Here is a 12029-nt window from a genome sequence, read left to right as displayed (position 1 = left end):
ATTGAGGCCAATGGCTTGTCTAGTTATTCCAGATTTTCGTTTCTAAGGCATATAGCTCATGTGTGGAATTATCGGTGTAGTCGGTAAAAACCCAGTCAACCAGCTGCTGTACGATGGGCTGCTGGTCTTGCAGCATCGGGGTCAGGATGCTGCGGGGATTGTTACCTGCGATGGCAATACCTTCTTCATGCATAAAAACAATGGCCTGGTTCAGGACGTGTTCCGGACCCGGCATATGCGCAGCCTGATCGGCAACGCGGGCATTGCCCACGTGCGCTATCCCACCGCCGGCTCCTCGTCCGCGGCGGAAGCCCAGCCTTTCTACGTGAACTCCCCGTTCGGCATCGTGCTGGGGCATAACGGCAACCTGACCAATTCCGCGCAGCTCAAGCAAGAGATGTTCAGGCAGGACTTGCGCCACATCAATACCAGTTCCGACTCCGAAGTGCTGCTGAATGTGCTTGCGCACGAGATCGAGACCTCCTCGCACAACGCGGTCCTCAATACCGACATGATTTTCGAGGCCGTGGCCGGCGTGCACAAGCGCTGCCGCGGCGCTTATGCCGTAGTGGCCATGATCGCGAATTTCGGCTTGCTGGCATTCCGCGATCCGCATGGCATCCGCCCCTTGGTCATCGGCAAGAACGAATCCGAGCAGGGCACCGAGTATATTGTCGCTTCCGAAAGCGTGGCGCTGGACGTGCTGGGCTTCACCCTGGTGCGCGATGTCGAGCCGGGAGAAGCCATCTTCATCGACCTGGACGGCAATTTCTTCTCGCGCCAATGTGCTGAGGCGCCGCAGCTATCTCCTTGCATTTTCGAATATGTCTATCTGGCCCGCCCCGACTCCGTCATCGACAACGTTTCCGTCTACCAGACCCGTTTGCATATGGGCGAAAGCCTGGCAGACAAGATCGCACGCGAGTGGAAGCACTTGAAGATCGACGTGGTGATCCCGATTCCGGATACTAGCCGCCCGAGCGCGCTGGAGCTGGCGAACAAGCTCAACCTGACCTATCGCGAAGGCTTCATCAAGAACCGCTACATCGGCCGTACCTTCATCATGCCCGGGCAGGCCTTGCGCAAGAAATCGGTACGCCAGAAACTCAACCCCATCGGCATGGAGTTCCAGGGCAAGAACGTGCTGTTGGTGGACGACTCCATCGTGCGGGGCACCACTTCCCAGCAGATTGTGCAGATGGCGCGTGATGCCGGGGCGAGCAAAGTGTTCTTCGCCTCTGCCGCGCCTCCGGTGCGTTATCCCAACGTCTATGGCATCGATATGCCTTCGCGCAGCGAGCTGTTGGCTACCGGGCGCACGGATGAGGAAATCTGCGCGGAAATCGGCGCAGACGCCTTGATCTACCAGGACCTGGATGCCTTGATCAGCGCCGTGCAGAAGAGCAACCCCGACATTGAGGTATTCGATTGTTCCTGTTTTGACGGCAAGTACATCACCGGCGATATCGACGAAGCCTACCTGGCGCGTGCAGAGACGGTGCGGGGCGACGGCGCCGCGCAGAAGCGCCCGGCCAACTCGATCACCCAGCTTGACCTCAACCTGGTCGGGGCCGAAGAGGAGGAGCTGGTATAGTTGACGACGGGCCCTGGCGGGACTAATATCAACCCATGCGCCGATTTGAGGAGAAGTAGCACTCAGCTTGCGGGCGCAATATAAATACTGCTAAAGCGAGTTGATATTGAAAAACCCGTTTTAGCCCAGGCGCTACAGCGGGTTTTTTTATGCCCGTCCTTTTTGTCATTGAGCCCGGTAGCGGGCGGGAAGGTAAGATGTATGAGTCAGCATGAATGGCATGCAGAAACATTGAGCGTGCGTGCAGGTAGCGAGCACACGCCATTCGGGGAAAACTCCGAGGCCATGTTCCTGACATCCAGTTTCGTATTCGAAAATGCCGCACAGGCCGCCGCGCGCTTTGGCGGCCAGGAGCCGGGCAATATCTATTCGCGCTTTACCAATCCTACCGTCAGCATGTTCCAGAACAAGCTGGCGGCGCTGGAAGGGGCAGAATTTTGCGTGGCGACTTCCTCTGGCATGTCTGCCATTCTTGCATGCGTCATGGGCGTTTGTTCCGCCGGCGACCATGTGGTCGCCTCTCGCAGCATCTTCGGCACATCGGTGCAATTGTTCAGCAACATCCTTAAACGCTGGGGGCTGGAAACCACCTTCGTCCAGCTTTCCGACCCGGAGGCATGGAGAGCGGCGGTCAAGCCTAATACCAAGCTGTTCTTCCTGGAGACGCCCTCCAACCCGCTGACCGAAATCTGCGATATCGCGGCGGTAGCCGAGATTGCGCACCAGGCAGGAGCGCTGCTTGCCGTGGATAACTGCTTTTGCACGCCTGCATTGCAGAAGCCCCTGGAGCTCGGCGCGGATATCGTGGTGCATTCCGCCACCAAGTACATCGACGGGCAGGGTCGCTGCCTGGGCGGCGCGGTATTGGGCCGCAAGGACGTGCTGGAACCGGTCTACGGCTTCTTGCGCACGGCTGGTCCCACCATGAGCGCGTTCAATGCCTGGGTGTTCCTCAAGGGGCTGGAGACCTTGCATGTGCGCATGGAGGCCCATGCGCGCAATGCTTTGGCATTGGCACAATGGCTGGAGCAGCAGCCGCGCGTCGAACGCGTGTACTATCCTGGATTGCCGTCTCATCCGCAATACGAGCTGGCACAGAAGCAACAGAAGAGCGGCGGCGCCATCGTGTCGTTCGACGTCAAGGGCGGCCAGCCTGCGGCCTGGCACTTGATCGACGCTACCAGGATGATCTCGATCACGGCGAACCTCGGGGACGCGAAAAGCACGATTACGCATCCGGCCACGACCACCCACAGCCGCGTCAGCCCCGAAGCCAGGGCGGCGGCGGGTGTCGGCGACGGCCTGGTGCGCATTGCCGTCGGCCTGGAACATATCGACGACCTTAAGGCCGACCTCGCCTGGCTCAGCAGCCAGGGTTGAAACCGGGCACTATTGCAGCGTAAGCCTGTCATAATGACGGTGTACGAATCGTTTGGTCAGATCAGATAAGGAGAACAATATGAGCTTGAAAGATGAATACGTAGAAAAACTGAAAGCACAGCTCGACGAGTGGAGTGCGGATATCGACGTGCTGGAAGCCAAGGTGCGCAAGGCCGATGCTGAGCTGCGCGTCAAATACGATGAGCAGATTGCCAGCTTGAAGGAAAAGCGCGAAGAGGCCAAGGTGAAGCTGGGCGAAATCCAGGCCTCGGCAGGAGAAGCCTGGAAGGAGCTTAAGAAGGGCAGCGACGAGGCATGGGAAGCCATCAAGCATGCCATTGCCGAGGCACGCAAGAAATTCAACGAATAAACCATAATCCAGATGCTTGACCACAGGCGAGGAGGCCGCGATGAAAACATCGATAATTGTTGGCGTGTTGCTGATCGTATTGGGCGCTGCAGCGTTGGTTTACAAGGGTTTCAGCTTTACCACGGAGGAAACGGTGGCGCAGATCGGGCCGTTGAAGGCAACCGCCGAGGTTGAGAACGATGTGGCGATTCCCGAAGTGCTGGGCATCGTCGCGATTGTGGCAGGGATTGCAGTCGTAGCCCTGGGTGCGCGCAAAAAATAGCCGCAGGCAAAAAGTAGTTTGCTTCATGCTGTAGGCAATAAAAAACGGGACATCGAGTCCCGTTTTTTATTACGCCGTCCTGCTGAATTTACAGTGCGGAGGCGTTTTCTGCCAGGTACTTGGCAACGCCTTCAGGAGAAGCGTTCATGCCGGCCTTGCCTTTCTTCCAGCCTGCAGGGCAGACTTCGCCGTGTTCCTCGACGAACTGCAATGCGTCGACCACGCGCAGCATCTCGTCGATATCGCGGCCCAACGGCAGGTCGTTCACCACTTGGTGCACGACAATGCCGTCCTTGTTTATGAGGAAGGAGCCGCGGTAGGCGACGCCGCCGTCAGATTCGACGTCGTAAGCCTTGGCGATCTCGTGACGGATGTCCGCTACCAATGGATAACCGACCTTGCCGATGCCGCCCTTGTCCACTGGCGTGTTCTTCCAGGCCAGGTGAGTGAAGTGGGAGTCGATGGAGACGCCAATGACTTCGACGCCGCGCGACTTGAAATCTTCCAGGCGGTGATCGAAGGCGATCAGCTCGGAAGGGCAGACGAAAGTGAAGTCCAGCGGGTAAAAGAAGATAACGGCAGGCTTGCCCTTGATGTGTTGGGAAAGGTTGAAGTCTTCCTTGATGGAATTGTCACCCAGTACTGCGGCTGCAGTGAAATCGGGAGCTGGTTTGCCAACTAAAACGGCCATATGCTTTCTCCTTTTATCGTTAAGTTGTTCGAAACGCGTTAGCCTAAAGCAACTCCGGGTAAATTTCTAATTAATTTTTGCAATCGCCGGGATGGATGCCAAGGTCGCGATTGAGCCTGCTGGCGGCGCCAGGCCTGAAATCCTCTGCAGGATCAAGGACTAAATCCCGGCATGCTTTGCCGGGCGTATCGTGCTAGAATCCATGGCTTTAAGCCATTTTAAAGCCGATAGCCAATAATGGATCAGTTCGCCAAAGAAACCCTTCCTATCAGCCTCGAAGACGAAATGCGTCGCTCCTATCTCGATTACGCGATGAGCGTGATCGTGGGGCGCGCCTTGCCGGATGTGCGTGACGGCCTGAAGCCCGTGCATCGCCGTGTCCTTTTTGCGATGCATGAGCTCAGCAACGACTGGAACAGACCTTACAAGAAATCTGCCCGTATTGTCGGCGACGTCATCGGTAAATACCACCCGCACGGCGATACCGCGGTATACGACACCATTGTCCGCATGGCGCAGGATTTCTCGTTGCGCTACATGCTGGTGGACGGCCAGGGCAACTTCGGTTCGGTGGACGGCGACAATGCCGCTGCGATGCGGTATACCGAAATCCGCATGGCGCGCATCGCGCACGAACTGCTGGCCGACATCGACAAGGAAACGGTTGATTTCGGGCCGAACTACGACGGTTCCGAGCACGAACCGCTCATCATGCCGGCGCGTATCCCGAACCTGCTCATCAACGGCAGTTCCGGCATTGCGGTCGGCATGGCGACCAATATCCCGCCGCACAACCTCAACGAGGTGATTGCAGGCTGTCTGGCGCTGCTCAAGAACCCGGAAACCACGGTGGATGAACTGATCGAGATCATCCCGGCGCCTGACTTCCCGACCGCCGGCATCATTTACGGCACGGTAGGCGTGAGGGAAGGCTACCGCACTGGCCGTGGACGCGTCGTCATGCGCGGCCGCACCCACGTCGAAGACCTGGAAAAGGGCAACCGCCAGGCCTTGATCGTGGATGAGCTGCCGTACCAGGTCAACAAGAAGACCTTTGTCGAGAAGATCGCCGAGCTGGTCAACGAGAAGAAGATCGAGGGTATTTCCGACCTGCGCGACGAGTCCGACAAGTCGGGCATGCGCGTCGTGATCGAGCTCAAGCGCGGCGAAGTCCCCGAGGTGGTGCTCAACAATCTCTACAAGCAGACCCAGCTGCAGGACACTTTCGGCATGAACATGGTGGCGCTGCTGGACGGCCAGCCGCGCCTGCTCAACCTCAAGCAGATGCTGGAAGCCTTCCTGCGCCACCGCCGCGAAGTGGTGACGCGCCGTACCGTCTACGAATTGCGCAAGGCGCGCGAGCGCGGCCACGTGCTCGAAGGCCTGGCAGTTGCATTGGCCAACGTGGACGAGATGATCGCGCTGATCAAGGCCGCACCGACGCCGCCTGAAGCCAAGCGCGAACTGATGGCGCGCACCTGGAAGTCGCCCGTGGTCGAGGAAATGCTCAAGCGCGCGGCCATGGAGGCTTCGCGTCCTGAAGGCTTGTCCGTCGATTTCGGCCTGACTCCGAACGGCTACAGATTGTCCGACGTGCAGGCGCAGGAAATCCTGCAGATGCGCCTGCAACGCTTGACCGGCCTTGAACAGGACAAGATCGTCAACGAGTACAAGGAGGTCATGGATATCATTGCCGACTTGCTTGATATCCTCGCCAAATCGGAGCGCGTGACGCAAATCATTGTGGAGGAGCTGGCAGCCATCCTCAACCAGTTCGGCGACAAGCGCCGCAGCGAGATCGTGCACAACGCGCAGGACCTTTCGCTGGAAGACCTGATTACGCCGCAGGACGTGGTGGTGACGCTCTCGCATACCGGGTATGTTAAGTCGCAGCCGCTGGAAGAATATCGCGCGCAACGCCGCGGCGGCCGCGGCAAGCAGGCTGCTGCTACCAAGGAAGACGATTTCATCGACAAGATGTTCGTGGCGAATACGCACGACTACATCCTGTGCTTCTCCAGCCGCGGCCGCGTCTACTGGCTCAAGGTCTACGAAGTGCCGCAAGGCAGCCGCGTCAGCCGCGGCAAGCCGATCGTCAACCTGTTCCCGCTGGAAGAGGGAGAGAAGATCAATGCCATCCTGCCGGTCAAGGAGTTCGACGAGAACCACTTCGTCTTCATGGCGACCGCCAAGGGTACTGTCAAGAAGACTGCGCTCACCGAGTTCTCCAATCCGCGCCGCTCGGGCATCATTGCGTTGAACCTGGACGACGGCGATTACCTGATCGGGGCTGAAGTCACCAACGGCGTGAACGACATCGTCCTCGTTTCCAACGGCGGCAAGGCGGTCTGGTTCGATGAAGAGGACGTGCGCGCGATGGGCCGTGCCGCGCGCGGCGTGCGCGGCATGAAGCTGCAAGCCAAGCAGCAGGTGATTTCGCTATTGATTGCGGATGACGACAAGCAAACGGTATTGGTAGCCACTGAAAATGGCTATGGCAAGCGCACCGTCTTGGCTGATTTCCGTCATTCCGGCCGCGGCACGCAAGGCGTGAAGGCGATTGCCACCAGCGAACGTAACGGCGTAGTGGTAGGCGCGCGCCTGGTGAACGACGATGACGAGATCATGCTGATCACCACAGGCGGCGTGCTGATCCGCACCCGCGTCAAAGAAATCCGCGAGCTGGGCCGTGCCACCCAGGGCGTGACCTTGATCAACCTGGGCGAAGGCGAGAAGCTTTCCGGCCTGGAAAAGGTCGTGGAAACGGATGACGACACCGAAACTGCCGATGAATAGAGCCAAGTAGGGTATTGATGACGCAAATCTATAATTTTTCTGCAGGTCCCGCAGTGCTTCCCAAGGAGGTATTGCAACAAGCCAGCGAGGAAATGCTGGACTGGCATGGCTCTGGCATGTCCGTGATGGAAATGAGCCATCGCGGCAAGGAGTTCATCAGCATTGCGCAAGAGGCGGAGGCCGACTTGCGAGAACTAATGGGGATTCCAGCCAACTACAAGGTGTTGTTCCTGCAGGGTGGGGCGCATGCGCAGTTTTCCATGATTCCCATGAACCTGCTGCGCGGCAAGAAGACAGCGGATTATCTGGATACCGGCATCTGGGCGCAGAAGGCGATAGAGGAGGCATCCAGGTATTGCGAGGTCAATATCGTGGCTTCCGCTGCCGGGCAGCAATACCGGCAGGTGCCGCAACAGTCGCAATGGAAACTGAACCCTGACGCTGCGTTCCTGCATTACACATCCAACGAAACGATAGGCGGCCTTGAAATGTTCTGGACGCCGCGAGTGGACGATGTGCCCCTGGTGGTGGATATGTCCTCGCATATTCTTTCCCGTCCCGTGGACGTGAGCCAATACGGCCTGATCTACGCGGGCGCCCAGAAGAACATCGGCCCGGCCGGGTTGACCATCGTGATCGTTCGCGAAGACCTCATCGGCGAGACCCTCCCCGGAACGCCGACCATGTTCGATTACAAGGTGCATGCGGATAACGAGTCGATGTACAACACGCCGCCTACCTACGGCATCTATATCGCAGGCCTGGTGTTCAAATGGCTGAAAGCCAAGGGCGGCCTTGCGGCCATCGAGAAGCTCAATATCGAGAAATCGGCCCTGCTGTACGATTATCTCGACAGCACGGATTTCTACAATTCGCCGATCGCATTGGAAAACCGCTCGCGCATGAACATTCCGTTCACGCTCAAGGATAGCGCCCTGGATGAGGAATTCCTCAAGCAGGCGCAAGCCCGCGGCTTGTTGCAGCTCAAGGGCCACCGCTTGCTTGGCGGCATGCGCGCTTCCATCTACAACGCCATGCCGTTGGCCGGTGTGCAGGCATTGGTCGGCTTCATGCAGGATTTCGAGCGCGCTCACGGTTAAGAGAGGTCTGCATGAGTGATATCCTAAAAGGTTGCCGCGACCAGATCGATGCGATTGACGAGCAACTGCTGAAACTGATCAACGCGCGGGCCGCCCTGGCGCGCGAAATCGGCGCGCTCAAGGGCGAGGGGCCGGTCTACCGCCCCGAACGCGAGGCCCAGGTGTTGCGTCGCCTGCTCGAGAAGAATACCGGACCGCTGTCTGCAGAAGCGGTGACCGGGATTTTCCGCAGCGTCATGTCCAATTGCCGCGCATTGGAGCGCGAGCTCTCCGTGGCCTTCCTTGGTCCGCAAGGCACCTTCAGCGAGGAGGCGGCCAACAAGCAGTTTGGCGGATTGAGTTCTCCCAAACCGTGTATTTCCATCGATGAAGTATTTCGCATGGTGGAGTCCGGCGGCGCGGATTATGCCGTCGTGCCAGTGGAAAATTCCACCGAAGGCGCGGTGGGACGCACCCTGGACCTGTTGACCACCACCAGTCTACACATCTGCGGCGAAATCACCTTGCCGATCCATCATTGCCTATTGCGCAGTAAGCAGGCCGACGGGGAAATCAAGCGGGTCTATTCCCATGCCCAGTCCCTTGGGCAATGCCATGAATGGCTCAATCTCAACCTGGGCGGAGTCGAGCGTGTCAGCACCGGCAGCAATGCCCAGGCTGCGGAGCTGGCAAAGCAGGATCCATTTGCGGTGGCGATCGCCAGCCAACGCGCAGCCGAGATTTTTGACTTGGCCGTCCTGGCTGAGAATATTGAAGACGATCCCAAGAACGTGACGCGTTTCCTTATCCTCTCCACGCACGAGGTCGACCCCTCGGGCAAGGACAAGACTTCCTTGTTGCTGGCAGCCAAGAACGTGCCCGGTGCCGTGGTCGGCTTGCTTGCGCCGCTGGCCCAGCATGGCGTGGACATGAGCAAGTTCGAGTCGCGTCCTTCCAAGCTGGGGATATGGGAATATGTGTTCTTTGTGGATATCGAGGGGCATTATCAGGACCCCAAGGTGGCCAAGGCATTGCATGAGCTTGAACAGCGTGCTTCCTTGCTCAAGGTGCTTGGTTCTTACCCTGTTGCCGTAATATGATGCGGGTGTGCCAGATGCAACGTCTGGCGCGGAATTAGCGCAAGCTGCATGATAGTATTTCGTTGCCTCGTTCGGGAAGTTTGAGGCGGGTAGTGCGTGCTTGCGAATTATCGGGGAAATGATCTGTTGTTGAAGGGGGAGTATGCCGATTAGCCAGAACTTGTTATGGTCTGCTTCGCTACGCAAATGGACGCTGAGTTTCGAGAATGAGCGCCTGGAAGCGCTTTATCAATTGCACGCCATTTCCAGTTTGCGCAGGCATTCACGCTTGGCCCTGGTGATCGGGGCCGTCATGACCATGCTCTACGGCTTGCTGGACCCATTATTCGTCAAGCCGGATGCCTTTGTCCATGTCTGGTATATCCGTACCATGGCGGTAATGCTGTTTTTCGCGGTGTTCTGGCTTTCATTCTATCGACATTTCCTGAAATACAACCAGTTGTTCCTCGCCATCGTCGCCTTGTTCAGCGGCCTGGGACTATTAGCCCAGGTGAGCTACATGCCCGTGGCCGCCATCAATTTCTACTATACCGGCTTGGTGGTCATGGTGTTCTGGACCTATACCTTCTCGGGGCTGCGATTTTTCAACTCGACCCTGGTCGGCATTGTGTTGTTCTTGGTGTTCAACATCATGTTCCTGTTTTTGAGATCGCTGCCGCCATTGCAGGTACTGATTTATGACGTATTCATCCTCTCCGCGAATATTGTCGGCGGCTTCGCCAGCTATGTGTCTGAAAAGCAGAGCCGGGAATTGTTCTTGCGCGAGAAGGACCTGGACAACGAGCGCCAGCGCCAGCAGGAGCGTGCGTTGCATGACCGCCTGACCGGTCTGCCCAACCGTGAATTGCTGCTTGACCGCATCGAGCAGGCGATCAATTTTTCGGTGCGTAACAACCAGGTATGCGCCGGCTTGTTCATCGACCTGGACAAGTTCAAGCCGATCAACGATACCTACGGCCACCTCATCGGCGATATCGTGTTGAAGGAGGTGGCGACACGCCTCAAATACACTATGCGCGAGGCCGATACCCTGGCGCGGCTGGGCGGCGATGAATTCTTCGTGCTTGCACGCGATATCGGGAGTGCGGAAGCCGCCGAGGTCATGGCCGAGAAGTTGAAGCGGCAGTTCCTGGCCCCCATCATCCTGGATGGACTGCCGCCGATCCGTGACCTGTCCGCCAGCATCGGTATCTGCGTCTTCCCATACCGGGACGTGTCGGCGGTAGACGTCATCCGGCGTGCGGATCATGCCATGTATGACGCCAAGCGCGAGGGCAGGCGCGAATCAAACTACGCTTGATCGCCTGTGTTCAAATTCAATACCATGTTCAAAGGAAACCTATCGTGACCAGGCTGTGCGACCTCGCGCCGTCCAACATTCGCGCGATTGCGCCCTACCAGCCGGGCAAGCCGATTACCGAGCTTGCACGGGAAATGGGGCTCAAGCCGGAGGCCATCATCAAGCTGGCTTCCAATGAAAATCCATTGGGCGTCAGCCCCAAGGCTTATGAAGCCATGCAGGAGGCGCTGGAGGATATCGCGCGCTATCCTGACGGCAATAGCTTCGCCCTGCGCGACTGCGTGTGCCGTAAATTCAAGCTGCAGCCGGATCAACTGGTATTCGGCAACGGTTCCAACGACATCCTTGAGCTTGCCGCCCGCGCGTTCCTTACGCCTGGGACAGAGGCTGTATACGCCCAGCATGCGTTCGCAGTCTATGCCTTGGTGACGCAGGCCACGGGGGCGGTCGGCATCAGCGTGCCTGCCAGGGATTTCGGCCACGACCTGGATGCCATGCTGGCGGCGATCACGGGCAAGACCCGTATCGTCTTCATTGCCAATCCCAACAATCCGACCGGCACCTTGCTTGGCAAGCAAGCCTTGCGCGATTTTCTCGCCAAGGTGCCCAAACAGGTATTGGTTGTGTTGGATGAGGCTTATGACGAATATCTTGCCGCCGATCTCAAGTCCGAGGCATTTTCCTGGTTGGCTGAGTTCGATAACCTGCTGATTTCCAGGACCTTGTCCAAGGCATATGGCTTGGCAGGCCTGCGCATCGGCTTTGGCGTTACCTCGCCCGCGGTTGCGGATTTGATGAACAGGGTGCGCCAGCCCTTCAACGTCAATAGCGTAGCCCAGGCGGCGGCGGTGGCCGCATTGGAGGACGATGAATTTGTCGAGCGCAGTTATGCGCTTAACCAGGCCGGCATGGTGCAGGTCACGCAAGGCTTGGTCCGGCTCGGCTTGAGTTACATTCCTTCCTATGGCAATTTCGTCAGCTTCCGCGTGGCGCAGGCCGGGGAGGTGTATCAGCAACTGCTCAAGCACGGCGTGATCGTTCGGCCGGTTGCGGCGTATGAAATGCCGGACTACCTGCGGGTAAGCATCGGATTGCACGCGGAAAATGCGCGCTTCCTCGAAGTGCTTGAACACATATTGAAAACACGCGCTTAATTCCCCATCGTCAGGCCTCGCAAGAGGCCTGATTGCTTTCCGGCTCTTAGGCTTGGTTCTCCCTGTGACTCATGATAATCATGAGATGACTTTCGGTGTTTTCGCACTGTTTCCTGAGGCGTCCTCATTGCACAATGCACTCACGTTGTTGCTAGGTGTTTTTGCCCGGCGGCAGCGATATAAATCAATTCAATTTAAAGGAGAGTATTATGTGGACCAAGCCAGAAGTTACTGAAATGCGTTTCGGTTTTGAAGTCACTATGTACGTTTGCAATCGCTAAGCGAGTCGATTGTAAGTGACGC

The 12029-nt window shown here is 57.7% G+C and carries 11 protein-coding genes; 10 read left to right on the top strand and 1 reads right to left on the bottom strand.

From position 1 onward, the window contains the following. The first annotated feature begins 58 nt into the window (after positions 1–58). From purF to ACWXTG_RS05265, 4 genes are all read left to right on the top strand, one after another. Positions 59–1594 (top strand): amidophosphoribosyltransferase, encoded by a 1536-nt coding sequence (purF, locus tag ACWXTG_RS05280; RefSeq protein WP_309565513.1) that lies wholly within the window; start codon positions 59–61, stop codon positions 1592–1594. A 201-nt stretch (positions 1595–1795) separates the two neighbouring features. Further along, positions 1796–2974, top strand: coding sequence for an O-succinylhomoserine sulfhydrylase (locus ACWXTG_RS05275; RefSeq protein WP_309565512.1), 1179 nt, complete (start codon positions 1796–1798; stop codon positions 2972–2974). Between the two features lie 79 nt (positions 2975–3053). Next, positions 3054–3344: a sll1863 family stress response protein gene (locus ACWXTG_RS05270; RefSeq protein ID WP_309565511.1), complete on the top strand. Its 291-nt coding sequence runs from the start codon at positions 3054–3056 to the stop codon at positions 3342–3344. 40 nt (positions 3345–3384) lie between these two features. Continuing rightward, on the top strand, positions 3385–3606 hold the full coding sequence (locus ACWXTG_RS05265) for a hypothetical protein (protein WP_309565510.1): 222 nt from the start codon (positions 3385–3387) through the stop codon (positions 3604–3606). A gap of 88 nt (positions 3607–3694) precedes the next feature. Here the strand turns inward: ACWXTG_RS05265 and ACWXTG_RS05260 are convergent, their stop codons facing one another. Next, the gene (locus ACWXTG_RS05260) at positions 3695–4297 is read right to left on the bottom strand and encodes a peroxiredoxin (protein WP_309565509.1); all 603 of its coding nucleotides are present in this window, start codon (positions 4295–4297) and stop codon (positions 3695–3697) included. Positions 4298–4534: 237 nt separating this feature from the next. On the opposite strand from ACWXTG_RS05260, the gene gyrA reads away from it, so the two are divergent. From gyrA to pqqA, 6 genes are all read left to right on the top strand, one after another. Further along, the gene (gene gyrA / locus ACWXTG_RS05255; protein ID WP_309565508.1) at positions 4535–7093 is read left to right on the top strand and encodes a DNA gyrase subunit A; all 2559 of its coding nucleotides are present in this window, start codon (positions 4535–4537) and stop codon (positions 7091–7093) included. Between the two features lie 17 nt (positions 7094–7110). Then, positions 7111–8193: a 3-phosphoserine/phosphohydroxythreonine transaminase gene (serC, locus tag ACWXTG_RS05250; protein WP_480220956.1), complete on the top strand. Its 1083-nt coding sequence runs from the start codon at positions 7111–7113 to the stop codon at positions 8191–8193. A gap of 11 nt (positions 8194–8204) precedes the next feature. Next, positions 8205–9272 (top strand): prephenate dehydratase, encoded by a 1068-nt coding sequence (pheA, locus tag ACWXTG_RS05245; RefSeq protein WP_480220955.1) that lies wholly within the window; start codon positions 8205–8207, stop codon positions 9270–9272. A 142-nt stretch (positions 9273–9414) separates the two neighbouring features. Beyond that, entirely contained in the window at positions 9415–10572 is a 1158-nt protein-coding gene (locus ACWXTG_RS05240; RefSeq protein ID WP_480220954.1) for a diguanylate cyclase domain-containing protein, read from the top strand. A 44-nt stretch (positions 10573–10616) separates the two neighbouring features. Then, positions 10617–11726 carry a histidinol-phosphate transaminase gene (hisC, locus tag ACWXTG_RS05235; RefSeq protein ID WP_480220953.1) on the top strand — a complete coding sequence of 370 codons (1110 nt, stop codon included), beginning with the start codon at positions 10617–10619 and terminating at the stop codon, positions 11724–11726. Between the two features lie 209 nt (positions 11727–11935). Next, the gene (gene pqqA, locus ACWXTG_RS05230; protein ID WP_081774944.1) at positions 11936–12007 is read left to right on the top strand and encodes a pyrroloquinoline quinone precursor peptide PqqA; all 72 of its coding nucleotides are present in this window, start codon (positions 11936–11938) and stop codon (positions 12005–12007) included. Positions 12008–12029 lie beyond the last annotated feature (22 nt).

This window comes from Methylobacillus sp. DLP286, from assembly GCF_056636515.1.
This window is presented reverse-complemented; position numbering and strand designations above follow the sequence as displayed.

Coding starts and splice junctions, on each gene's coding strand:
- pheA (WP_480220955.1), top strand. CDS start 8,205: ATGAGTGATATCCTAAAAGGTTGCCGCGACCAGATCGATGCGATTGAC.
- ACWXTG_RS05275 (WP_309565512.1), top strand. CDS start 1,796: ATGAGTCAGCATGAATGGCATGCAGAAACATTGAGCGTGCGTGCAGGT.
- ACWXTG_RS05240 (WP_480220954.1), top strand. CDS start 9,415: ATGCCGATTAGCCAGAACTTGTTATGGTCTGCTTCGCTACGCAAATGG.
- purF (WP_309565513.1), top strand. CDS start 59: ATGTGTGGAATTATCGGTGTAGTCGGTAAAAACCCAGTCAACCAGCTG.
- ACWXTG_RS05260 (WP_309565509.1), bottom strand. CDS start 4,297: ATGGCCGTTTTAGTTGGCAAACCAGCTCCCGATTTCACTGCAGCCGCA.
- serC (WP_480220956.1), top strand. CDS start 7,111: ATGACGCAAATCTATAATTTTTCTGCAGGTCCCGCAGTGCTTCCCAAG.
- ACWXTG_RS05270 (WP_309565511.1), top strand. CDS start 3,054: ATGAGCTTGAAAGATGAATACGTAGAAAAACTGAAAGCACAGCTCGAC.
- gyrA (WP_309565508.1), top strand. CDS start 4,535: ATGGATCAGTTCGCCAAAGAAACCCTTCCTATCAGCCTCGAAGACGAA.
- ACWXTG_RS05265 (WP_309565510.1), top strand. CDS start 3,385: ATGAAAACATCGATAATTGTTGGCGTGTTGCTGATCGTATTGGGCGCT.